A 22,340-nucleotide genomic window follows, 5' to 3' on the forward strand; every position below is an offset into this window, starting at 1 on the left:
GATACCAGGCAGCGGGAGCAAGCCGTGCGCCAAGTGCTGTCAGTCTTCCAGCAGCGCTTGCAGCTGACCCCGGTTGGCTACCTGAAACAGCTCGTCGCACCCGCCGACGTGCTGGTCGCCTATCCAGATCTGCGGGACCGTCCGCTGGCCCGACTTTTCACGCAACTCGGCGCGGGCGTTGCTGTCTCCGTCAACGCCGATTTCCCGGTAAGGGATCTTCTCGGCGTCCAGTAAAGCTTTTGCGCGTATGCAAAATGGGCAGGTGCGCGTTGTATAAATCGTTACCGGTTTCATCGTGACCCCCTGCTGACTCTAACAATCCCTGTGTGACTGCCTCGTTGAAAATTCCCGGCGCTATCGCCCCGACCTCTTGCGAAGTGCTTTATTTTTTTACCAGGGGCAGGTTAGCACCGCGCCAGTCCATTACGCCACCGGAGAGACGGACCACGTTTTCAAATCCGGCGCTACGCAACTGTTTGCTGGCGATACCGGCGTGCTGCCCTGCCTTGTCCACCAGCACGACCTGCTTATCAGCATGTTTGGTAAGCTCCGACTCACGCTCCTTCAGGGAGGCAACCGGGATATTGATACTCCCGCGTATGTGGCCTTCACGAAACTCCTTGCGGTCTCGCAGGTCAACCACAACTGCGCCGTCACGGTTCAGAAGCGTTACCAGCTCCTGGGCTGATACCTTACGCCCGGCCCGCCGTGTTTCCGAAAGCAGCAGCAGTCCCAACAAAGAAAAGAAGCTGATGACGAGAATATAGTGATTGGTAGCAAACTCGATTACCCGTTCCATTGCGACACCATCTGTAAATTGTGCGCGGAATTATACACAGGCGCCGCGGCGGGTCCTAGCGGGGGTTCGGCCTGAGCCTTCCCTATGCAACCGCGGATTGGCCGAGGTCCTGCGGGTTTCCATGGTTCCCCGGCAACCAACACGGTAGAATCGGCGTTTTCGTTTGCATACCGGAGGCATTCCCACGTCATGAGCGATACCCGGAAAACCACTGCATTGATCATTCTCGATGGCTGGGGACATCAGGACCCCGCCGAAGATAACGCCATCAGTAACGCTCAAACGCCTTTCTGGGACAGTCTCTGGGCGACACGCCCGAAAACCCTGATTCATACATCAGGCATGGCCGTAGGTCTTCCGGAAGGACAAATGGGCAACTCCGAAGTCGGTCATATGAACCTGGGCGCAGGACGCATTGTCTACCAGAGTTTCACGCGCATAACCAAGGCGATTCAAGACGGCGAGTTCCAGAAGAATGCAGCGCTGACCAACGCCATCGATAAGGCAGTAGCTAACGACAAGGCCGTGCACCTGCTAGGGCTGGTCTCTCCCGGCGGGGTTCACAGCCACGAAGACCACCTGCATGCTGCGGCCGAGCTAGCGGCCAGCCGAGGCGCCAGGCAGGTTTTCGTCCATGCGTTTCTCGACGGCAGGGACACACCGCCACGCAGTGCAAAGAATTCCCTAGACCGGCTCGATGCCAAACTGCGCGATCTTGGTGTCGGCCGTATCTCGACCATTATCGGGCGCTACTTCGCCATGGACCGGGACAACCGCTGGGACCGTGTCGAAAAGGCTTATAAGCTGCTGACCGGGGGCGAGGCCGCGTTCACAGCCGACAGCGCGACTGAAGGACTGAAGCAGGCCTATGAGCGCGGCGAAGACGACGAGTTCGTGCAGGCGACCCGCATCCAGCACGCCGACCATGACGCCGGCGCGATCCGCGACGGCGACGCGGTGCTCTTCATGAATTTCCGGGCCGATCGCGCACGCGAGATCACCCGCTGCTTCGTGGAAGGCGACAGTTTCACCGGCTTCACCCGTAAACGACAGCCCAGGCTTGCAGAGTTTGTGATGCTAACCGAATACTCCGCCGATCTGGATATACCCTGCGCCTACCCCCCGGCCACGCTGGAAAACGACCTAGGCGCCTACGTCTCGCAACTGGGCAAGACCCAGCTGCGGATTGCTGAAACCGAGAAGTATGCCCATGTGACCTTCTTTTTCAGCGGCGGCCGGGAGGCGGTCTACGAAGGTGAGGAGCGTATCCTTGTGCCCTCGCCCAACGTTGCAACCTACGATCTGCAACCTGAGATGAGCGCGCCGGAGGTAACCGATAAACTGGTCGAAGCGATCAACAGCGGTAAGTTCGACCTGGTCGTCTGCAATTACGCCAATGGTGACATGGTCGGCCATACCGGCAATCTCGCCGCCGCCGTCAAGGCCGCCGAATGCATCGACCACTGCCTGCAGCGTATTAACGCTGCGCTCGAAACCGTTGGTGGCCAGGCGCTGGTGACGGCCGACCACGGCAATTGCGAGCAGATGGCCGACGCCGGAACGGGTCAGGCTCACACCGCCCATACCAGCGGACCCGTGCCGTTGGTCTACCTTGGCCCTGCTGACGTCAAGTTCCGCGAGGGCGGCAAGCTCAGCGATGTCGCGCCGACGCTGCTGACTCTGATGAAGCTAGAGCAGCCACCGGAAATGACCGGTGAATCACTGGTTGAGGCGATCTGAACAGGAAGCATTCACCCGGATGTCGTTGACAATGCGCACCGCTGCCAAGTCCGGCGAGGCACCCCCGAAACCCGGAAAACACCTGGGCTCAGCATGCTCGCGGATACCGCGAGGGCTTCTGTCGGTTATGCTCGGTCTGGCATTGTCCGTTCTGGTATTGTGCGGTCAGGCTTGGGGCGAGCCCCAGGTATCGCCCCGTCAGCTGGAGCAACTCGAAAAACGCATCCAGGCCGTGAACCGCTGGTTAAACAGTGCGGAAGAGAACCGCAGCGACCTAACGCGCAAGGTCAAAAGCCTGGAACAGGACATCGGTCGAATAAACAGCCGCCTGCATCGGCTGGGAGAACAGCAGCAACAAACGCAAGCCCAACTGGCTACACTCGACCAGGAGGCCGAAACACTTCGTGCCCGGCTTGAGAAGCAGCGCGGCTCGCTGAAAGCCCAGCTACTGAGCGCGTGGAAGCTCGGTGATGCGCCCGGGCTGAAGGTGCTGTTGAACGAGTCCGACCCCCAGCAGCTATCGCGCCAGATGGCCTACCACGACTACATCAGTCAGGATGCGGTCGAGCGACTCAACAAGTTCCAGCAGACTTTATCGGCGCTGCGTGAAAATCGCGCCGCCGCGCTCGTCGCACGGAACGAGTTGTCCGAGGCTCGGGCAACTGCCCAGGCCCAACGCCGCGATCTGGAAGAGCGCCAGGTTGAACGCCGCGAAACCCTGGCTGCACTGGACAAGGAAATCAGGCAGAAAAAAAGCGAGCTGGAGCGGTTGCAGGCGGACCGCGAGCGTCTGGAGGAGCTTCTTAAGCGAGTGCAAGAAGCGGTGCAGAATCTGGAGCTGCCAGATGAGTCCACGCCTTTCAGTGCACTTGCAGGCAAGCTGCCACGACCAGCACCCGGCAAGGTCCTGGCGCATTATGGTGAGCCCATGGCCGGCGGTAAACTCCGGCGCAACGGCACCATAATAGCGGTGAGCGCCGGCGCTGCCATTCGAGCCGTCCACTACGGCCGGGTGGTTTTCTCCGACTGGCTGCGTGGCTTCGGGTTGCTGGTGATTCTCGATCACGGCGATGGCTACATGAGCCTGTACGGCCAGAACGACGGACTTCTGAAGAACGTGGGTGACTGGGTCAGCGCCGGGGAAGCCATCGCCCTGGGAGGTAACAGCGGCGGCAATCCGCCTGGCCTGTACTTTGAGATACGCAAGCATGGCAAACCCATCGACCCCGGCAAATGGCTAGGGAAACAGTAAATCCGGCAAAGCACGGGCAGAAATGGTTTTATTGACCTATTCTGCCATCTTCAGCCAGAGTTAAGCATCAGCCGGGAAACGCCAGTTGCCCCGAACAGGACTACAGGACCACTTCATGACAGTCTCCAGTATTCGCTCGCTTGCGCCGTATGCTCTGATAATGGCGCTGGCCTTCTCCGGGACTTCACTCGCGGAGGAACTTGCTCCCGACAGCTCCCCCGTCGTCGATCCCGACGCACCGGCGGAACGTATCCTGCCGATACCCGAAGGTACACTCGAGGATACCGAAAACGTCGACAAGACCGCCCAGGATGCTGCCGGCGAGTTGCCGCTCGAACAGCTGCGCAGGTTCGTTGCGATATTCGACCGGATAAAGCGCGCGTATGTTGAGGACGTGTCCGACTCAGAACTGCTCGACCATGCCATTAACGGCATGCTCAGCGGTCTCGACCCTCACTCTGCGTACCTCAAGTCAGACGAGTTTCACGACCTGGAAGAGAGCACATCCGGTCGCTTCGGCGGCCTCGGCATCGAAGTGGGCATGGAAGACGGCTTCGTCAAGGTCATAGCTCCCATCGATGACACGCCGGCTTCCCGCGCTGGCATCCAGCCGGGCGATCTCATCGTCAAGCTCGACGGCGAGACGGTCAAAGGCATGTCGCTGGAGGAGGCCGTTGGCAAGATGCGCGGCGCTCCGGGTACCACGATAACCATGACAATTGTCCGGGACGGCGAAAGCGCGCCGATTGAAATCGAAGTTGAGCGGGATGTCGTCAAGGTCACCAGCATCAAATCACGTATGCTGGACCAGGGCTTTGGCTATATCCGCATCACCCAGTTCCAGGCGACCTCGGGCCCCGATTTCCGCGATGCTATACAACGCCTGCAGAAACACGCGGATGGGCCCCTGCGAGGCCTCGTGATCGACTTGCGCAATAACCCCGGGGGCGTGCTTCAGGCCTCTGTTGAAATAGCGGATGCACTTATTGACGATGGCCTGTTGGTCTACACCGAGGGACGGGTCGACGCCAGCAAACTTGAGTTTCGCGCGGAGCCCGGTGATCTGACCCAGGGCATTCCGATTGTTGTTCTGATAAACGGCGGTTCCGCCTCGGCCTCCGAAATACTGGCAGGTGCCCTGCAGGACCATAAGCGCGGAGTCATCATGGGCACCGAATCGTTTGGCAAGGGTTCGGTACAGACCGTCATGCCACTTGATGGTGAAACCGCGATCAAGCTGACGACTGCTCGCTACTTTACGCCGAGCGGGCGCTCCATACAGGCGCTCGGTATCGAGCCTGATATCGAAGTGAAGTCGGCGAAAATCACTGAAACGCAAAACCAGCCATTCTTCAGCGAAGCTGAGTTGAGTGGCCACCTGACAAACGGCAGTAGCGAGGCTGACTCCGAGACCAAGGATAAAAAGAAGGAGGGAAAGAAGCCCGCCCAGAAGAAAGCTGACAGCAAGGATAGCGAAACCGACGAACAGCAGAGCGAGCCTTCCCTGGTCGACCAGGATTATCAGCTACGTAGTGCGCTGAACCTGCTGAAGGGGCTCGCAATCATGCACCGGACGGACACGCCTGAGCCGGCGTTCGATGGTCCTGAGGACAACCGGAAACAATGATCGCACGCCCGTTGGCACACACCCTGGCGTTGATTTTGGGACTCAGTCCGGCGTGCTCACTCATGGCCGACACAGCAGTAGCGGAAGGTCCGCCGCCCACCATCGCGATCATCATTGATGACATGGGCCATCAGAATTCCACAGGCCAGCGTCTGGTGGATCTGGACTTTCCGCTAACGCTGGCGTTCCTGCCGTTCCGCCGCCATACGACGACGCTTGCAGAAGCCGGGCATCAGAACCATAAGGAGATCATCCTGCACGCGCCCATGGCCAATATGGCGGGTTATGCGCTAGGCCCCGGCGGGCTCGAGGTGGGAATGTCTGCTCAGGCCCTGGGAGAAAGCCTGAGACTTTCCTTGCAGTCGGTCCCCCACGTCAGTGGCGTCAACAACCACATGGGCAGCCTGATGACTCAGAGCCGGGAAATGATGCGCCCAGTCATGCAGGAATTACGTCGCTATCCGCTCTATTTCGTCGATAGTCGGACCATCGCCACCACCGTCGCGGCTGATGTTGCCCTTGAGGAGAAGATCCCAACCCTCAGCCGGGACGTATTCCTCGATCACAGGCAAACCGAAGACTATGTACACCAGCAATTTCAACTGCTGATTGAAATTGCCCGCCGGAATGGCTCGGCGATAGCAATTGGGCATCCGCACGAAGTCACGGTGAGCTATCTGGAAAAACACCTGCCGGAGCTGGATGAGAAGGGTATTGCGGTGGCGACCGTCGGCGCGCTCTGGCGACTGCGAAACCAGCACCGGCCGATGTTTGTCGATAAACGACAACCCGTGCATGCCGCTCCGACTGTCGTAGCCAGGCGCGAAGAAGGCCTGGCAGAAGGGATCGAGCTTCTGGTCCGGCCTGTTGTCACCAAAGGCTCTGCTGAGCTGCCGAATTGATGCACGGGCTTGGCGAGCGCCGCTGACCAGCTTCAGCGCCTCCGAACAAAGCCGCTCGTCTATTCAGCGGATAACGTTGAGGTTCAGTGGATAATATTGAGGCCGTGAGACACCGGCAGATCCGCCGCGCTCTGCCAGGCATCGGACTGGTTTTACTAAAGCCTGACCTCTACGCCGCGGTCCCGCATATACTGCTTCGCCTGGGGTATGGTGTATTCGCCAAAGTGAAAAATGGACGCGGCGAGCACTGCATCCGCCCCACCATGAATAACCCCATCGACCAGATGATCCAGGGTCCCCACCCCACCTGAAGCAATCACGGGGACCGGCACCGCGTCGCTCACGGCGCGGGTCACACCCAGATCAAATCCGGCTTTTGTGCCGTCACGATCCATGCTGGTCAGCAGAATCTCGCCTGCTCCGAAATCAGTCATCTTGCGCGCCCAGGCTACCGCGTCGAGACCCGTTGGTTTACGGCCGCCGTGGGTAAATATTTCCCAGCGGGGCGGCTCGCCTTCGCGGCTGACCCGTTTGGCATCGATCGCGACCACGATACACTGGCTGCCGAAGCGCTCCGCGGCCTGGCGGACGAATTCGGGCTCAAAAACAGCCGCTGTATTGATCGAAACCTTGTCGGCGCCCGCATTCAGCAGCTGTCTGATATGGTCGACGTTGCGAACACCGCCCCCTACTGTAAGCGGAATAAACACCTCGCTGGCCATACGCTCGACCGTTTCATAGGTGGTATCCCGGCTTTCATGGCTCGCGGTAATGTCGAGAAAGGTGATCTCATCGGCGCCCTGCTCATTATATTTGCGGGCTATTTCAACCGGATCACCAGCGTCCCGAATGCCGACGAAATTGACGCCTTTGACGACCCGGCCTTTATCCACATCAAGGCACGGAATGATCCGCTTGGCCAGGCTCATGACGCTTGGTTCCGGGCGTCGCACCAGGCTTGAGCCTCGGCGACGTCAAGGCCGCCCTCGTATATAGCGCGGCCTGTTATGGCTCCGAGGATGCCCTGGTCTGCCACTTCAGCCAGACGCCGGATGTCGTCCATGTTAGTGACACCGCCTGATGCGATCACCGGGATCGTACTCGCCTGACCCATGGCAACGGTCGCTTCGACATTGACGCCCTGCATCATTCCATCCCGCGCGATATCGGTATAGACGATAGCGCTGACGCCATCGCTGGCAAACCGGCGAGCCAGGTCGACGGCCGCAATCTCGGACACCTCCGCCCAACCATCGGTTGCCACGAACCCGTTAGAGGCGTCGAGCCCGACAATGATGTGGCCGGGGAAGGCCTTGCAGGCTTCAGCCACAAACGCCGGCTCCTTAACTGCCTTGGTACCGATGATGACCCACTCAACGCCCGCCTTAAGGTAGGCTTCAATAGTGTCCAGCGACCGGATACCGCCGCCGATCTGGATGGGCAGCGCCGGGTAGCGGCGGGCAATAGCCTGAACGATTTCGCCGTTGACAGGCTCACCGGCAAAGGCCCCATTGAGGTCAACCAGATGCAGGCGCCGTGCTCCGGCATTTACCCAGCGACCGGCGACCTCTACAGGGTCGTCATCGAACACGGTTGAATCTTCCATCCGGCCCTGGCGCAGGCGTACGCACTGCCCATCCTTCAGGTCGATAGCGGGAATAATCAGCATGGGGGTAATCCTGTTATGAGTTCGCGCCCGGCCAGGCGATAAAGTTCTTCAGCAACTGCAACCCGGCCTTATGGCTTTTTTCCGGGTGAAATTGGACCGCGACAATGTTGTCTCTGGCGAGCGCCGCGGCCGCGTCTACGCCGTAGTGAACCCGACCGATTGTTGCGGCGTTACTGGCGGCGACGTAATAGCTGTGGACGAAGTAAAAACGCTCGCCGTCGGGTATGTCATGCCAAATGGGGTGCGCGGCCTGTCGGTTCTGCCAGACTTCATTCCAGCCCATATGGGGCACTTTCAGTCGCAGGTCCCCCTCACGCAGCTCATTGCCAAAAAAGTCCACACTGCCGGGGAACAGGCCGATGCAATCGACGCCCTGGTTCTCTTCGCTACGGGTGAGAAGAGCCTGCATGCCTACGCATATGCCCAACAGCGGCCGGTCGCGGCTGACTTCGCGGACGAGTTCATCAACTCCGAGCCGGCGAATTTCTGCCATACAGTCCCGTATTGCCCCAACGCCAGGAAGTATGACCCGGTCGGCTTCCCGCACGACAGCCGGATCAGATGTCACTTCGACGCGAAGGTCAGGCGCCACGTGCTCAACAGCTTTACCGACTGAGTGCAGGTTGCCCATTCCGTAATCGATGATAGCAACGGTTTTCATGCAACCTCACGGGTGGTTTTTTTATCAGACAGGACTTCAGGGGAGCCCGGCAAGGGGACCAGGCTCAAGGCGATCAATACGCTCGAGCAGAACAATGGACCAGAGCCCTGGCTACGGCTCAGAGCGAACCTTTGGTCGATGGCGTAATGTCCGCCATGCGGTCGTCAAATTCGACCGCCATCCGCAGCGCGCGTCCGAACGCCTTGAATACGGTTTCGATTTGGTGATGGGTGTTCTTGCCTCGCAGGTTATCGATGTGCAGCGTAACCATGGCGTGGTTTATGAAGCCCCGGAAGAACTCCTCAAACAGATCCACATCAAAGCCGCCAACGACAGCGCGGGTAAAATCAATGTTCTGAATCAGCCCCGGGCGCCCGGACAGGTCAATGACTACGCGCGACAGGGCTTCATCCAGCGGAACATAGGCATGGCCATAACGCCTTATGCCCTTTTTGTCGCCCACCGCCTGCCGAAACGCCTGGCCCAATGTGATGCCGACATCTTCGACCGTGTGATGGTCGTCAATCTGCAGGTCACCGCGGGACCTGATATCAAGGTCGATCAGGCCATGACGGGCGATCTGGTCCATCATGTGCTCAAGGAAAGGCACGCCGGTATCGAACTTTCCGACGCCGGTGCCATCCAGGTTCAGCTCAACGGTGATCTGGGTTTCGAGGGTGTTGCGTTCCACCCGCGCCTTGCGCTCTGACATGGTGCCTCTGGGCTATGAGTTGAAACTGACTTAGATACCGCCGCGGGGTCGCGCGCGTGTACGCGGCCCACGACGATTGAGAACGCCATTATACCGACATCGGCTGGCGCCGTCGCCTCTGCTGCGAACCAGACAATTGGTTATCAGTCCCGGAGCCCAGCTCAGGATTTGCTGAAATGGTTCTGCAGATTCTGGATGTACTGGTCAACCAGCGAGTTGAACTCATGCTTGACTACCGGACTGAGGGCCAACTTGAGCAGTCCCGGCAGAGGCAGAGTCATCTCGGCTTCAGTCCTGAACTCCAGGTGCGTGCGCCCGCCCTGCCCTTTCTTGACCTTCCACTTGCCCGATACGATACCGTTGCCTTCACCTTCTACCGGCGTCCAGGTGATCTCCCCCGCATCGCGGTCGTCGTGATACCGACACGCGTACACGGCCTGCAACGAGTGCTTATCAATGCCGATTTTCTCCATCTCCCAGCGGTAAGCGTTGTCACCTATGGGTTCCAGTCGCTCAAGCTTGGGAAAATACCGGGTCGACTCAGGAACATCGGCGAGTAAAGTAAACACGCTGTCAAAGTCGCTCTCAACGTCGAACGAACGGTTAATCTCAATACCAACACGAATGGTCATAGTGATCTCCAACTGGCCGACTTTTCCTTTCACTTCCTGAGCGGATCCGCCCCAGGCATGGAAATCCCGGTCCCTATATTTGTTTTGGCAGTCGATCGTTGCCCGCCCTGAATTACTCGCGCGCAAGATTATCCATTTTACCCGTCAGTGTCGACCCGGTGCGCAAATAGGTAGAATCACGCGCAGGGTTGGCTGCGATAGATTCCCCGGCTTAACATTTCCTGCACATCAGGTAGGGTGGTAGCCGGTCTCGTACTCGGGTCGATCAATGGAGCAGAGAGTCGACAACACAATCGCAACAGGGAAAAGCACATGAAAGTCTTCCGCATACTGGGTCTTACGCTTCTGGGTATAGTCGCACTGTTGTTTGCCCTGGTCGTCGTTGCAACGCTGGTGATTGATCCCAATACCTACAAGCCCCAGATCGAGAGCGCCGTTGAGGATGCGACGCGGCTGGACCTGACCCTGGATGGCGATATCGACTGGTCCTTATTCCCGCTGGGCCTGACACTCAACGACGTTAACGCTGACCTTGATGGCGAGCTGTTTGCGCGACTCGACAACCTCGTTGCCCAGGTTGATTTGTGGTCCCTCCTGCGCTTCGAACCACAGGTCGACACATTTATCCTGGAAGGCATGACGGCCAATCTTGTGCGCAATGAGCAAGGCGAAGGCAACTGGGAGCGGATCATGCGCGAGTCGCCGGACCAGCCTACCGAACCGGCCGCTGCAGAAACTCCTGAGACCGAAACCGGGGAGCAGTCCCAGCCCCTGCAGTTTGAAATAAATGAAGTGCGTATCGCCGACGCAGAGCTCAGGTTCACTGATCAGGCCAGTGGCCAGGAGCTTGTATTGGACCGGGTCAACCTGGTGTCCGAAAACATCAGCCTGGGCACGACTTTTCCTTTCGAGTTGAACTTCCATGTAGCCACCAGCCAGCCCCCGCTTGATGTAGAAGGCAGCGTTACCGCAGCCGTCAACGTCTCTGAAGACCTAAAGCGCTTCGTTATCAACGACCTGGAGAGCCAATACCAGGTTGCAGGGGAGCCCGTAGGCGGCAAAACGGTAGAGGCGGCCCTCTCCGGCGACATGAAAGTGGACCTTGATACCGAAACCGCTTCTCTCGCAGATCTTCGGGTGCAGCTTGCCAACCTGGTGCTGCGCGCTGACGTCAACATCGACGGTTTCGGGGACACGCCACAGATTAACGGCAATCTTGCGATCGAGCCGTTTTCTGCGCGGGTGTTGCTGGCAGCACTGGGCCAACCCCCCATCGAAACCCAGGACCCCGACACGCTGCAGCAGATTGGCCTCGAAACTGACATTGCAGGACCAGCCGGCCAGCTCGAGCTCAATAATCTTGTGCTCACACTTGACCAGACCCAGTTCAAGGGCACCGGCCGCTATGGCTTTGCCGACAGCGCAGTAAAACTGAATCTGCAGGGCAACAAGCTCAATCTTGACCGGTATCTGCCGCCGCCGTCAGAAGAGGAAGATGCGCCCGCCGTAGCCGACGCTCAAGGAGCTGCCGGGGCGGCACCGACTGCTGCGGATGCCGAGAATGCCGAAACCTCTGAGACAGACCTTCTCCCGCTGGAAACATTGCGCGATCTCGTGTTCGACGTACGCCTGGGCCTTGGTGAACTGATCGCCAAGAACCTTACAATTTCCGACATTGAGGTCCGGTCCACCGGTCAAAACGGGCTTATCAACGTCGACCCTGTAAAAGCTCAACTTTATGGCGGTGACGTCCTCCTCACGGCCCGTCTCGACGCGCGCAGCGATACCCCGAAATGGCAGGTCAGCCAGCGCCTGAACAATGTTGAGACCCTGCCACTGCTGAGAGACCTGGCAGAGCTCGAGCTTGTTTCCGGCAAGATCAACCTGCGCGCGGATGTCACCACCACCGGTAACCGCGTCTCCAGCCTGCGAGAAAATGCCGACGGTAACGCGTCCTTCACTATGGCAGATGGCGCGTTTGAGTCAGTCAACCTGACGGCCTACGCCTGCCAGGGAATTGCGCTCGCAAACGGGGAGACTATCGATACCAGTACCTGGCCGGCGCGTACGAAGTTTGAAGACCTCAGCGCGGTCATGCAGATAGACGGCAATGTCCTCGACAATAACAACCTCTCGGCGGCGCTCGGAGGGTTGGATCTCGACGGCGAGGGTACGGTAGACCTGGCCAGGATGATGCTCGACTACGAACTGGGCTTGCGGGTAGTTGGTGCGGTGCACGAGAACAACGCCTGCCGGGTCAACGAACGCATAATGAACATCGCTATTCCGCTGGAATGCCGGGGCAGCCTGGAGGATCCAGGCAGCCTCTGCTCCTTCGACGGATCGCGCTTTCGCGACGCCCTTAAGGACATGGCCAAAGCAGACGTACAACGCAAAGCCAACAAGGAAATTGATCGCGCCGTCGACAAGCAACTGGACAAGGTTCTGGGTGGCGAAGAAGACAGCGGAACGCGCAAGCAGATCAAGGACGCCGTGAAGGGCCTGTTCAATCGATGAACTCCTATGCGGAGCGCTTGCTTGACTGGTATGACCGCAACGGACGCAAGGCACTGCCCTGGCATAGAAACCGCAACGCCTACCGGGTCTGGCTATCGGAGATCATGCTCCAGCAGACCCAGGTGGCCACGGTTATACCTTACTTCGAGCGATTTACGAGCCGCTTTCCGGATGTCAACGCGTTGGCTCAGGCGCCACTTGACGATGTGCTCCAGCACTGGGCGGGACTCGGCTATTACGCCCGGGCCCGCAACCTCCACCGCGCAGCCAAGCTGGTTGCGGAGCGCCACCATGGGGTCTTTCCGGACACACTGGAGGCACTGGTCGATCTGCCGGGCATTGGCCGGTCGACCGGCGGCGCAATCCTGGCACAGGCTTACGGCAAGCCCGCCGCTATCCTCGACGGTAACGTCAAACGCGTGCTGGCCCGCTACCACGCTGTGGAAGGCTGGCCAGGGCGCAGCGACGTGCTGAACAGACTGTGGCGTCACGCAGAAGAGAAGACGCCTCGCGACGTTACCGCCGAGCGGATGCAGGCCTTCACCCAGGCGAGTATGGATCTTGGGGCACTGGTCTGCACCCGCCGGCGTCCTGCATGCCTGGATTGCCCGCATTTGGGCTTCTGCGAGGCACAACTGAAGGGCAACCCCCACGATTACCCCGCCCCGAAGCCGAAAAAGGTTATGCCCGAGAAAGCGGTCTGGTTACTCTGGCTGGAAAACAGCAAAGGACGTTTGCTGCTTGAACGGCGCCCGCCAACCGGAATCTGGGGCGGTATGTGGAGCTTACCTGAAGCAGATGCCGACCTGGACGCAGATGACCTTCCGGGCTATTGCCAGCAGACGCTGGGGCTATCCTGTGGAACGCCCGAGAGGCTCGCGAGCTTCCGACATACCTTCAGCCATTATCATCTGGACGTTCAGCCGGTGCGCCTCGCTGTAACCAGCACGACCGCCGTGGCCGACACTGACAACCGCGACTGGCTGCTGCCATCAGACGCCGTGGCGCGAGGCCTTCCCGCACCCATCCGCAAGGTCTTGATGGAGCCCGGACTTTGCCTGGAAGCCTAGTGTGACGTGTGGTTATTCAGTACCGTTGCCACGTCGGATACAGCCTTTGGTATGATTGCGCAACACACTTCCCCAAACAGCACGACCGGAGTCTTGATGAGCCGTACCGTATTTTGCCGCAAGTATCAGAAAGAGATGGATGGCCTGGACTTCCCGCCCCTGCCCGGAGCCATGGGTCAGGACATTTTTGAAAACGTGTCGAAGCAGGCCTGGGAGGAGTGGCAGCACCACCAGACTATGCTGATCAACGAAAAACACCTGAACATGATGGACCCTGAGGCCCGCAAGTACTTGCTGACGCAGATGAAGCACTTCCTCAGCAACGAAAGCTACGATAGTGCCGAGGGCTACACGCCACCGACCAACGATAACCCTGAGTAAATAGCGAACAGTTTGAACAGCCTGAGTCGCCCAAAGCTGAAAAAATCTGGCCAGCTCACCCTTGACTCACCGCAAGCAAACGGGTTTAATAGCGCCCCGTTGCCCAGATAGCTCAGTTGGTAGAGCAGGGGATTGAAAATCCCCGTGTCCGTGGTTCGATTCCGCGTCTGGGCACCATTATTATTTAAGAGCCGGCTGCCAAGCCGGCTTTTTTATTGCCTGAGAGTTCACCACGGACGGGCACCTGGCGGCGCCAGTGTCCGTGACCTCGCCGGCCGCGTTCGATTCCGCGTCTGGGCACCATTATTCTAAAAGGCCGGCTGATTAGTCGGCCTTTTTATTGCCCGAGAGTTCACCACAGACGGGCACCTGACGGCGCCAGGGTCCGTGACCTCGCCGGCCGCGTTCGATTCCGCGTCTGGGCACCATTATTCTAAAAGGCCGGCTGACCCCACCTCACCCAGCAACCGCGCAGCCGCATATGTCCATTCACGTGCTAATGTCTAGCCACCAATGTCTAGCGAAGCGGAATAGCCACGAGGCCGGGAAATGGACACTAACTACAAGATTGGACTCCTGATCGACTGCGACAATGTCAGCCATCAGTCTATTGAAGGGGTGCTGCAAGAGCTCGCGAAATTTGGGGCGGTAAACGTACGCCATGCTCACGGCAACTGGAACGGTCCGCAATTGGGTGGCTGGATCGAGAAGCTGCACAGCAATGCTATACGGCCGATCCAGCAGTTTGCCTATACAGCGGGCAAGAACGCCACCGATGCGTCCATGATCATTGATGCCATGGATCTGCTATACAGCGGCAACGTCGATGCGTTTGCGCTGATGACCAGCGACAGCGACTTTACGCCCCTGGCTATGCGAATTCTTGAGGCCGGGCTGCCTGTGTTCGGCTTTGGCGCGCTTAAAACACCGATGCCTTTCGTAAACGCGTGCTCGCAGTTCATTTACACGGAAAACCTCAGCGGCGCGAGCGAGGAACAGACCACCGTCAATAACGCTGGTGACCTAAAGCCTGCCGCGACATCCCGGTGGGACAAGAATAAGCTTCGTGGGGACTCCCTGCTGGTTCGGACGCTACGTACAGCTGTCGAGCAGACTGCCGATGATGACGGTTGGGCACATCTGGCCCGAGTGGGTCAGTACATTTCCAACAACAGCTCATTCTCGCCGGTGAACTACGGCTATAAAAAGCTCAGTGACCTGCTCCGTGCCAGTAAGCTGTTCGAGATCGACGAGAGAGATAAAGGCACTCTCTACATCAAGAGCCCCGGGTGATCAGCGGACGCACTAGAGCTAGAGTTACCTTCTACTTTGAAATTCTGTCGCGACCAAAGAGGCCGGATTTGTCTTGTCCGATTCCGGGCAGTAAAATGCGACTTGCTTCAATAGCATAAGCCGTCTTGAGAAATACTCACGAGAAGCTTAATAAGCTACTGAAAATAAAAGTGTCCTAACGAATACAACCTTAACATCCTGTCATGATAACCACCGACCCGACCCTAGTATGCTGGTGTTGGGAAAGACTTGTCTTGTCATAACACATGTAAAACCGCCGGTCCCGAACTACGCCGGATAAAGGTTCAGCTTGAGGCACGGGGCCTTGCAAACATGAGTACCAGTAGCGATAAATCCGCGGGCTCCAACTCAAGCTCCCCGCTTGACTACGAGGCCCTGTTCCGTCAGTCATCCACTCCGTCGCTTGTCATGACTCCGGACCTGATCATCGTTGACGCCAATGATGCCTATCTCCGGGTCACGAGCAGAAAACTGGTGGAACTTGTCGATCTACCCCTGTTTGAAGCCTTCCCCCTGCATATCCCCGAAGCGGGCACCATTCGCGACTCCCTCTATCGGGTCAGGTCGAACAAAGTGCCAGAGACCGTGGCTGCGGTTCATTATCCTATTGCCCGGGATCCGGCCATAGACCAGGCCTATGAGGACCGCTACTGGAGCGCCACCCATGTGCCGGTGCTTGATGATCGCGGTGAAGTGGTCCTGCTCATGCAAAACGTGTTCGACGTGACGGAAATGCAGACCCGGGAAAATGAAAAGCTTGCCCCGGGCACTGCTGACGATGTCACGGATACACCACTTGCAGGCGTGCTTTTCCGTCATGCGCGCCTGGCCCAGGGTGCAAATTCGGCGCTGCACGCAGAACGTCACTATTTACGAACGCTGTTCGAACAGGCGCCGGGATTTGTCGCTATTCTCAAAGGGCCGGAACACATCTTCGAGCTGACTAACAAAGCCTATCGACAATTGATAGGCCGCGAAGCCGTTGGTATGAAAGTGCGCGAGGCCTTGCCTGATCTGGCGGACCAGAAATTCTTCAGCCTATTGGACCATGTCTACCAGAGCCGTGAGCCCTATGTAGGCCGGGCGGAACACATCATTATCCATCCTCCCGGAGAGGATGAGCCCCGTTCCATATATGTGGACTTTATCTTTCAGGCCATCACCGATGAAGACAACACTGTAAGCGGTATATTCGTCTCAGGCCATGATGTGACCGAATCGTACAAGCTTGAAAAGGAGCTCGGTTACCTGGCCGCCCATGATGACTTGACGGGACTACTGAACCGCCGGGAGTTCAAGGAGAAGCTTGGGCAGGCCATCAGGATCGCCCAGGACACGAGAGCTTCTTACGTCCTGCTCCACCTCGACCTTGATCAGTTCAAAGTGGTCAATGATACGTGCGGGCACGCCGCTGGGGATGAGTTGCTCCGGCGCTGCAGCGATCTCTTGTCAGAAGGTTTGCCTGTAGATGCAACACTGGCGCGTCTTGGCAGTGATGAATTCGGCGTCCTGCTGGCGGACTTTTCAATCCAGCGGGGTGCGGCATTGGCCGAGTCTTTGCGAGAGCGTCTGTCTGACGTTGAGTTCTGTTGGGGCAGTTTACGTTTCGGTCTAGGCGTCAGCGTAGGTGTCGTCGGCTTTGACGGTGCCGGGTTTACCCTCAAGGAAATCCTCAGCACAGCCGCTTCGGCCTGTTACCTGGCCAAGGAAAAGGGCCGCAACCGGATCCACGTCTATGATTCAGGCGATGCAGAGCTGATCGAGCGCCGGCAGGAAATGGACTGGCTCGGTCGCCTGCGAAGCGCCCTTCAGGAGAATCGGCTGCTACTTTACGGCCAGCGTATCAGTCTGCTCGGGGGGGCCGGGCACGAGCCCGAATGGGTAGAGGTTCTGGTCCGTCTGGAAGACGTCGACGGCACCCTGGTTCAGCCAATGTCCTTCCTGCCAGCGGCAGAGCGCTATAACCTGTCGCCGCAGATTGATCGCTACATGGTGCGCGCGGTCATAGCCTATGTTGCAAATCAGAAGGACGCTGCGGAAAAGCACTTTTATTCGATTAACCTGTCAGGGCTGACGCTGAATGACCCGAATTTCGTTGATTTCGCCGGTGCACAGGCTGCGCAGTTCGGGATAAACCCCGCTTCGATCTGTTTCGAGATAACCGAAACCGCGGCCGTCGCCAATCTGACCAACGCGGCCCGCATGATGACGGAGCTCAAGGCTCTCGGGTTCATGTTCGCGCTCGACGACTTCGGCAGCGGGATGTCATCTTTCGCCTATTTGAAGACCCTGCCGGTGGATTTCCTCAAGATCGATGGCCGCTTTGTGCGTGACATTGTCGATGATCCGATAGACTGCGCCATGGTCGACGCCACCGCGCGCATTGCCAGGGTAATGGGTATAAAAACAGTGGCGGAGTATGCTGAAACTGAAGCAGTGCTCAGCCGGCTAGCTGAAATTGGCGTCGACTATGCGCAGGGTTTTATCATCCATCGCCCCGAGCCTTTGCTCGCGCTTGACGCAAACCGCTAAGAAGGCCGCGTGGCATGTAGAACCGAACGAGCCCTACATCAGCTCTGAGGCGACCTGCAGTTGCAGTCGGCCACGAAGAAAACCTGCAGCCATATGGTAGATGAGCTGCCGTCAAAATTCGCCCACAGTTGCGCCAGGCCAACTTCCCGGTTCAAGCTAGGGCGGTCCCGCGAACCGTACATGCGCCTGCTTCTGAACCGCTATCGGTGCGCGATCTGAGTCTGAGATACTTATTCAAGCCATCAGGAGCACCGCAGTATGTCCGCCGTTTCACCGCTGATCGTGAAGGACCTGTACAAGAAATTCGGCGACCTGGAAGTGCTCAAGGGTGTTTCCCTGGAGGCACTGAAAGGCGACGTAATCACCCTGATCGGGTCGTCAGGCTCCGGCAAAAGTACCTTCCTGCGCTGTATCAACCTGCTCGAAACGCCTACTTCCGGAGAGATTATCGTCCACGGTGAGCCTGTGGCTTTCCGCCAGGACCGCCATGGTAATGAGCAGCCCGCCGACCGTCGCCAGGTAGAACGCATGCGCAGTAAACTTGCGATGGTCTTCCAGGGTTTTAACCTGTGGTCTCACATGACCGTGCTCGAAAATGTCATAGAAGCGCCTATTCATGTACTCAAGGTGCCCAAAAAAGAAGCCATCGAACGGGCTGAAGCCTACCTCGACCGGGTCGGCATACTCGACCGCAAACATTATTACCCGGCACAACTTTCGGGCGGCCAGCAGCAGCGCGCTGCCATTGCGCGCGCCCTCGCGGTGGAGCCAGAAGTCATGCTGTTCGATGAGCCCACATCGGCCCTGGACCCCGAACTGGTCGGGGAAGTGCTTCGGGTAATGCGGAATCTCGCTGAGGAGGGGCGGACAATGATCCTGGTCACGCATGAAATGGCCTTTTGCCGTGACGTCTCCACCAAGGTATTGTTCTTGCATCAGGGAATGATCGAGGAACAGGGTACGCCGGAAGAGGTTTTTGACAACACGCAGTCGGAGCGCATGAAACAGTTCCTGGCCCCCACCTACTGAGGACCGGCCTTGAGCTCGCGACTGTTTTGCTCACTCACTGGAGATCCACAATGAAAAAAATGATGGTCATGCTTCTGTGCGCTTTGGCGATGGCGGCAAGTAGTGTTCATGCACAAGACGGCGATAAAATTCGCATTGCTTTCGACGTTCCCTACGAGCCCTTCGAGTTTCGTACTCCGGATGGCGAGCTTACCGGGTTTGAGGTAGATCTGGCCCGGGCGGTGTGTGAAGAACTCAAGGCCGATTGCGAGTTTGTGGTGCAAGCCTGGGATGGGATCATTCCTGGCCTTCAGGCACGCAAATACGATGCGATCATGTCGTCCATGTCGATTACCGAGGACCGTGCGAAAGTAGTGCTCTTCTCTGAGCCATACTACAACACGCCCTCCGCCTGGTTCGCGCCGGAAGACTCGACTATTGACTCTGTTGATAAGGAAGCGCTGAAAGACAAAGTTATTGGGGTCCAGCGCGGCACGACCCAGGACGCCTACGTCAGCGATAACTTTGGCTCGGTTGCGGACATCAAGCGCTACACCACGTCGGATGATCTCGTCCTGGACATGGAAGGTCAGCGCCTGGACCTGGTCTTCCTGGACTACCCCGTAGGGGAAGAGACCCTGCTGAAGAAAGACGGCTACAAAACGGTCGGAGAGGAAGTGAAGCTGGGCGAAGGCATGGGAGTGGCTTTTCGCAAGCGTGACAAAGACCTGGCTGAGCGCTTCAACAAAGCGCTGGAAAAGCTGAAGAACGACGGCACTTACGACGAGATCATGAAAAAGTATTTCGACTACAGTATCAAAGTCTGAACCACTCCTGCCCCGGAGTCCCGTGCTGAGCAGTACGCACGGGACGACCGGCCACCTTCCGTCCCAACGCGGTTTCTTCGCCCCGGGGCGGTGGCTGGCCACTGCAGAACACAAACCCGTTTGACCAGAGACCCATAGGGCTCCGCATGCTTGATCTAGAGGGGTACGGCCCGTCCATCCTCGAAGGCGCCTGGCTAACCATACAGGTGGCCTTCCTTTCCCTGGCGCTGGCTTTGTTTCTGGGTATGGTCGCCGCGGTGGCCAAGCTTTCCCGCAACCGGGCAGCACGGATCATCGCGACGGTTTACACCACCGTCATTCGGGGCATACCGGACCTGGTGTTGATGCTGCTGATCTTTTTTGGCGGCCAGGTGCTGATGAACCAGTTGTCGGACTACATCTACGACAACTACAACGTGGACTTTTTCGTCAACGTTGACCCTTTTATTGCTGGCGTGCTCACGATCGGGTTTATTTTCGGCGCTTACATGGCAGAGACGTTCCGCGGTGCTTTCCTTGCAATCGAACAGGGTCAGATAGAGGCAGGCAAAGCCTACGGAATGAGTGCGTGGCAGATTTTCAGCCGTATCATGTGCCCTCAAATGGTCCGCCACGCCATCCCCGGCATTGGCAATAATTGGCTGGTGCTGCTTAAAACGACAGCGCTCGTATCGATCATTGGCCTGACAGACATGGTGCGCATAGCCAGCGATGCGTCCAAGGCGGTGCACGAGCCATTCAAGTTCTTTGTTCCGGTAGCGGTAATCTACCTCGCGCTGACCGCCGTGTCTGAAATCAGCCTCAAGCTGCTTGAGAAGCGCTACAGCCACGGGCTTGCGCAAGGGTCGAACAATGCTTGAGCAGTTTGAGATCTGGCTGGCAGGCAACGACATCTTTACTGCGACGACGCTGCTCCACTATTGGGATGGGGTGACAACAACGGTTCAGCTGGTATTCCTGTCACTGGTGCTCGGCCTGGTGCTGGCCGTTCCTCTTGCGATCCTGCGAACCACCCCGAGTGTGTTCGTCTCGGGTCCGATCTGGGTCTTTACGTACCTGTTCCGTGGCACGCCCCTGCTGGTGCAGCTTTATATCATTTACTACGGGGTCGCCCAGATCCCGGGCATCCAGGAAACGTTCTGGTGGGAGGTGTTCCGCGAGCCTTTCTATCCAGCGCTCATCGCCTTCACGCTCAATACAGCGGCCTACACGACCGAGATTCTCCGCGGCGCGCTTCAGTCAACGCCGCAAGGAGAGATCGAGGCCGCCAAGGCCTACGGGATGTCCTGGTTGCTGCGTGTGCGCAGGATTGTTCTGCCCAGTGCATTCCGCCGAGCACTGCCTGCCTACAGCAACGAAGTCATATTCATGCTGCATGCAAGCGCTATCGCCAGCGTTGTCACTATTGTCGACATCACGGGCGCCGCGCGAGACATATACTCCAGGTTCTATACGCCCTTTGTCGCCTTCAGTTTCGCGGCGCTACTATACCTCCTTCTGACTTTCATGTTGGTCTATGGCTTTCGTAGATTGGAACACCGACTCATGGCCCATCAACGTCCGGCACCAGCCTGACTCAAGCTGACGGGAGGGATCCAATGACGGTAAACGCCTTAATCAGCCTGTTCAATGGCCGTAACGGTTTTCTTGACCATACCCTTACTGTCACTGAGACCAAGGCAGGACAGACGATTTACCCCGTGCAGACGGTGCTTGAGGATGGCGCTACAGTAACGCTGCTCGCAGAGGGCATCCTCAAGATAGAGCCAGCAAAACCGCCCACGCTGCAGCTCATCCTCTCGGCGGGTATACACGGGGATGAGACCGCGCCGATTGAACTTTGCGACTCGATGGTCACTCGCCTGCTCAGCGGCGAATTCACAGCCGGGAGCCGCGCACTGGTGATATTCGGGAACCCGTCTGCGATGCGCCAGCAGACCCGGTATGTCGACCAGAACCTGAACCGTTTATTTGGTCGGGCCCATGTCCCGACAGCCGACGAGCGCTGTCTGGAGAAGAGACGCGCGGCGGAGCTGGAACAGCAGGTCCGCCGATTCGTGCTCGAGAACCTGCCGCTGTTCCACTACGACTTGCATACGGCACTACGTGATTCGCAGCGGGAGAAATTCGCGTTATATCCTTACGTCCCCCTGCCCCAGCAGGACGGCCATACGCAAGCGAAGGAGCTGCCGTCCACGCAAGCCGGTATCTTGCTCGCAAGCGACGTCACGACCGTGCTACATCACCACAAGCCACAAAATACTTTCTCATCCTGGACGGCCAATGCCTTTGCTGCGGAGAGCTTCACCCTGGAGTTGGGGAAGGTGCACCCGTTCGGTCAGAATGACCTCTCACGGATAAGCCGCCTGGGGCGCACCCTTACAGAACTGCTCCAGGGCAAGCTGCCGTGCGAGGCCAAGCCGGGCCAGCTGGAACAGTTCAGGGTTGTGCACGAGGTCATCAAGACCTCGAAAGACTTTGTGCTGAACATTGAGGACAACGTCGCCAACTTCACCGCTTATCCCGAGGGGACTCAGATTTGGCGAGACGCCGGGACCGAGTACCGGGTCAAGCACAGCGCCGAGTTTATCGTTTTTCCCAACCGTCACGTCCCTGTCGGCGAGCGGGTTGGCCTGCTATTGGCAAACCTGACCGACCCAGGCTGATTCCAGGCTAGCACCCCACGGCGCAACTGAA

Annotated in this window: 21 protein-coding genes and 1 tRNA gene; 15 read left to right on the forward strand and 7 right to left on the reverse strand. The window is 58.1% G+C overall.

Annotated elements, in window-relative coordinates; translation table 11 throughout:
• Positions 1 to 39: 39 nt before the first annotated feature.
• Both grxC and soil367_RS13285 read right to left on the reverse strand, forming a co-directional pair.
• Positions 40 to 294, reverse strand: a complete 255-nt coding sequence (grxC, locus tag soil367_RS13280; protein ID WP_136549551.1) for a glutaredoxin 3 — start codon at positions 292 to 294, stop codon at positions 40 to 42.
• Positions 295 to 382: 88 nt separating this feature from the next.
• Positions 383 to 799, reverse strand: a complete 417-nt coding sequence (locus soil367_RS13285; RefSeq protein ID WP_136549552.1) for a rhodanese-like domain-containing protein — start codon at positions 797 to 799, stop codon at positions 383 to 385.
• Between the two features lie 189 nt (positions 800 to 988).
• On the opposite strand from soil367_RS13285, the gene gpmI reads away from it, so the two are divergent.
• The 4 genes from gpmI to soil367_RS13305 all read left to right on the forward strand — a co-directional run bounded on the left by gpmI (position 989) and on the right by soil367_RS13305 (position 6,320).
• Complete coding sequence (gene gpmI / locus soil367_RS13290) at positions 989 to 2,539, forward strand: 2,3-bisphosphoglycerate-independent phosphoglycerate mutase (RefSeq protein ID WP_136549553.1); 1,551 nt, start codon at positions 989 to 991, stop codon at positions 2,537 to 2,539.
• A 19-nt stretch (positions 2,540 to 2,558) separates the two neighbouring features.
• Positions 2,559 to 3,791, forward strand: a complete 1,233-nt coding sequence (locus soil367_RS13295; RefSeq protein ID WP_136549554.1) for a murein hydrolase activator EnvC family protein — start codon at positions 2,559 to 2,561, stop codon at positions 3,789 to 3,791.
• A 115-nt stretch (positions 3,792 to 3,906) separates the two neighbouring features.
• Positions 3,907 to 5,418, forward strand: a complete 1,512-nt coding sequence (locus soil367_RS13300; RefSeq protein ID WP_246065303.1) for a S41 family peptidase — start codon at positions 3,907 to 3,909, stop codon at positions 5,416 to 5,418.
• A 62-nt stretch (positions 5,419 to 5,480) separates the two neighbouring features.
• Entirely contained in the window at positions 5,481 to 6,320 is an 840-nt protein-coding gene (locus soil367_RS13305; protein WP_246065305.1) for a divergent polysaccharide deacetylase family protein, read from the forward strand.
• Positions 6,321 to 6,475: 155 nt separating this feature from the next.
• Here soil367_RS13305 and hisF read toward each other — a convergent pair whose 3' ends face one another.
• The 5 genes from hisF to soil367_RS13330 form a co-directional block, all read right to left on the reverse strand.
• Positions 6,476 to 7,249, reverse strand: coding sequence for an imidazole glycerol phosphate synthase subunit HisF (hisF, locus tag soil367_RS13310; protein ID WP_136549556.1), 774 nt, complete (start codon positions 7,247 to 7,249; stop codon positions 6,476 to 6,478).
• Entirely contained in the window at positions 7,246 to 7,989 is a 744-nt protein-coding gene (hisA, locus tag soil367_RS13315) for a 1-(5-phosphoribosyl)-5-[(5-phosphoribosylamino)methylideneamino]imidazole-4-carboxamide isomerase (protein ID WP_136549557.1), read from the reverse strand. Before hisA ends, hisF begins: the two co-directional genes overlap by 4 nt.
• A 13-nt stretch (positions 7,990 to 8,002) precedes the next feature.
• Positions 8,003 to 8,650, reverse strand: coding sequence for an imidazole glycerol phosphate synthase subunit HisH (hisH, locus tag soil367_RS13320; RefSeq protein ID WP_136549558.1), 648 nt, complete (start codon positions 8,648 to 8,650; stop codon positions 8,003 to 8,005).
• 118 nt (positions 8,651 to 8,768) lie between these two features.
• On the reverse strand, positions 8,769 to 9,362 hold the full coding sequence (gene hisB, locus soil367_RS13325; RefSeq protein WP_136549559.1) for an imidazoleglycerol-phosphate dehydratase HisB: 594 nt from the start codon (positions 9,360 to 9,362) through the stop codon (positions 8,769 to 8,771).
• A gap of 161 nt (positions 9,363 to 9,523) precedes the next feature.
• Positions 9,524 to 9,994 carry an SRPBCC family protein gene (locus soil367_RS13330; protein WP_136549560.1) on the reverse strand — a complete coding sequence of 157 codons (471 nt, stop codon included), beginning with the start codon at positions 9,992 to 9,994 and terminating at the stop codon, positions 9,524 to 9,526.
• A gap of 312 nt (positions 9,995 to 10,306) precedes the next feature.
• On the opposite strand from soil367_RS13330, the gene soil367_RS13335 reads away from it, so the two are divergent.
• From soil367_RS13335 to astE, 11 genes are all read left to right on the forward strand, one after another.
• Entirely contained in the window at positions 10,307 to 12,511 is a 2,205-nt protein-coding gene (locus tag soil367_RS13335; protein ID WP_136549561.1) for an AsmA family protein, read from the forward strand.
• A complete protein-coding gene (mutY, locus tag soil367_RS13340; protein WP_136549562.1) occupies positions 12,508 to 13,581 on the forward strand; it encodes an A/G-specific adenine glycosylase in 1,074 nt (357 codons plus the stop codon). Before soil367_RS13335 ends, mutY begins: the two co-directional genes overlap by 4 nt.
• 96 nt (positions 13,582 to 13,677) lie before the next feature.
• Complete coding sequence (locus tag soil367_RS13345) at positions 13,678 to 13,962, forward strand: oxidative damage protection protein (protein WP_136549563.1); 285 nt, start codon at positions 13,678 to 13,680, stop codon at positions 13,960 to 13,962.
• Between the two features lie 101 nt (positions 13,963 to 14,063).
• Positions 14,064 to 14,139: transfer RNA gene (locus soil367_RS13350), tRNA-Phe, on the forward strand.
• A 372-nt stretch (positions 14,140 to 14,511) separates the two neighbouring features.
• Positions 14,512 to 15,255: an NYN domain-containing protein gene (locus soil367_RS13355; protein WP_136549564.1), complete on the forward strand. Its 744-nt coding sequence runs from the start codon at positions 14,512 to 14,514 to the stop codon at positions 15,253 to 15,255.
• A gap of 333 nt (positions 15,256 to 15,588) precedes the next feature.
• The gene (locus soil367_RS13360) at positions 15,589 to 17,808 is read left to right on the forward strand and encodes an EAL domain-containing protein (RefSeq protein WP_136549565.1); all 2,220 of its coding nucleotides are present in this window, start codon (positions 15,589 to 15,591) and stop codon (positions 17,806 to 17,808) included.
• Positions 17,809 to 18,066: 258 nt separating this feature from the next.
• Positions 18,067 to 18,837, forward strand: coding sequence for an ABC transporter ATP-binding protein (locus soil367_RS13365; RefSeq protein WP_136549566.1), 771 nt, complete (start codon positions 18,067 to 18,069; stop codon positions 18,835 to 18,837).
• Between the two features lie 50 nt (positions 18,838 to 18,887).
• Entirely contained in the window at positions 18,888 to 19,643 is a 756-nt protein-coding gene (locus soil367_RS13370) for a transporter substrate-binding domain-containing protein (RefSeq protein WP_136549567.1), read from the forward strand.
• A gap of 146 nt (positions 19,644 to 19,789) precedes the next feature.
• Positions 19,790 to 20,503, forward strand: coding sequence for an ABC transporter permease (locus tag soil367_RS13375; RefSeq protein ID WP_136549568.1), 714 nt, complete (start codon positions 19,790 to 19,792; stop codon positions 20,501 to 20,503).
• The gene (locus soil367_RS13380) at positions 20,496 to 21,218 is read left to right on the forward strand and encodes an ABC transporter permease (RefSeq protein WP_136549569.1); all 723 of its coding nucleotides are present in this window, start codon (positions 20,496 to 20,498) and stop codon (positions 21,216 to 21,218) included. Before soil367_RS13375 ends, soil367_RS13380 begins: the two co-directional genes overlap by 8 nt.
• Before the next feature lie 23 nt (positions 21,219 to 21,241).
• Positions 21,242 to 22,309 carry a succinylglutamate desuccinylase gene (gene astE, locus soil367_RS13385; protein WP_136549570.1) on the forward strand — a complete coding sequence of 356 codons (1,068 nt, stop codon included), beginning with the start codon at positions 21,242 to 21,244 and terminating at the stop codon, positions 22,307 to 22,309.
• Positions 22,310 to 22,340 lie beyond the last annotated feature (31 nt).

This window comes from Hydrocarboniclastica marina, assembly GCF_004851605.1.
Taxonomy (GTDB): Bacteria; Pseudomonadota; Gammaproteobacteria; order Pseudomonadales; family Oleiphilaceae; genus Hydrocarboniclastica; species Hydrocarboniclastica marina.

What these genes read in the sequence shown, in the direction of transcription:
- astE (WP_136549570.1), top strand. Translation starts at nt 21,242, where the DNA reads ATGACGGTAAACGCCTTAATCAGCCTGTTCAATGGCCGTAACGGTTTT.
- soil367_RS13370 (WP_136549567.1), top strand. Translation starts at nt 18,888, where the DNA reads ATGAAAAAAATGATGGTCATGCTTCTGTGCGCTTTGGCGATGGCGGCA.
- soil367_RS13300 (WP_246065303.1), top strand. Translation starts at nt 3,907, where the DNA reads ATGACAGTCTCCAGTATTCGCTCGCTTGCGCCGTATGCTCTGATAATG.
- soil367_RS13335 (WP_136549561.1), top strand. Translation starts at nt 10,307, where the DNA reads ATGAAAGTCTTCCGCATACTGGGTCTTACGCTTCTGGGTATAGTCGCA.
- gpmI (WP_136549553.1), top strand. Translation starts at nt 989, where the DNA reads ATGAGCGATACCCGGAAAACCACTGCATTGATCATTCTCGATGGCTGG.
- soil367_RS13375 (WP_136549568.1), top strand. Translation starts at nt 19,790, where the DNA reads ATGCTTGATCTAGAGGGGTACGGCCCGTCCATCCTCGAAGGCGCCTGG.
- hisH (WP_136549558.1), bottom strand. Translation starts at nt 8,650, where the DNA reads ATGAAAACCGTTGCTATCATCGATTACGGAATGGGCAACCTGCACTCA.
- soil367_RS13355 (WP_136549564.1), top strand. Translation starts at nt 14,512, where the DNA reads ATGGACACTAACTACAAGATTGGACTCCTGATCGACTGCGACAATGTC.
- hisF (WP_136549556.1), bottom strand. Translation starts at nt 7,249, where the DNA reads ATGAGCCTGGCCAAGCGGATCATTCCGTGCCTTGATGTGGATAAAGGC.
- soil367_RS13305 (WP_246065305.1), top strand. Translation starts at nt 5,481, where the DNA reads ATGGCCGACACAGCAGTAGCGGAAGGTCCGCCGCCCACCATCGCGATC.
- soil367_RS13330 (WP_136549560.1), bottom strand. Translation starts at nt 9,994, where the DNA reads ATGACCATTCGTGTTGGTATTGAGATTAACCGTTCGTTCGACGTTGAG.
- soil367_RS13365 (WP_136549566.1), top strand. Translation starts at nt 18,067, where the DNA reads ATGTCCGCCGTTTCACCGCTGATCGTGAAGGACCTGTACAAGAAATTC.
- hisB (WP_136549559.1), bottom strand. Translation starts at nt 9,362, where the DNA reads ATGTCAGAGCGCAAGGCGCGGGTGGAACGCAACACCCTCGAAACCCAG.
- soil367_RS13285 (WP_136549552.1), bottom strand. Translation starts at nt 799, where the DNA reads ATGGAACGGGTAATCGAGTTTGCTACCAATCACTATATTCTCGTCATC.
- grxC (WP_136549551.1), bottom strand. Translation starts at nt 294, where the DNA reads ATGAAACCGGTAACGATTTATACAACGCGCACCTGCCCATTTTGCATA.
- soil367_RS13295 (WP_136549554.1), top strand. Translation starts at nt 2,559, where the DNA reads ATGTCGTTGACAATGCGCACCGCTGCCAAGTCCGGCGAGGCACCCCCG.
- soil367_RS13380 (WP_136549569.1), top strand. Translation starts at nt 20,496, where the DNA reads ATGCTTGAGCAGTTTGAGATCTGGCTGGCAGGCAACGACATCTTTACT.
- soil367_RS13345 (WP_136549563.1), top strand. Translation starts at nt 13,678, where the DNA reads ATGAGCCGTACCGTATTTTGCCGCAAGTATCAGAAAGAGATGGATGGC.
- mutY (WP_136549562.1), top strand. Translation starts at nt 12,508, where the DNA reads ATGAACTCCTATGCGGAGCGCTTGCTTGACTGGTATGACCGCAACGGA.
- hisA (WP_136549557.1), bottom strand. Translation starts at nt 7,989, where the DNA reads ATGCTGATTATTCCCGCTATCGACCTGAAGGATGGGCAGTGCGTACGC.
- soil367_RS13360 (WP_136549565.1), top strand. Translation starts at nt 15,589, where the DNA reads ATGAGTACCAGTAGCGATAAATCCGCGGGCTCCAACTCAAGCTCCCCG.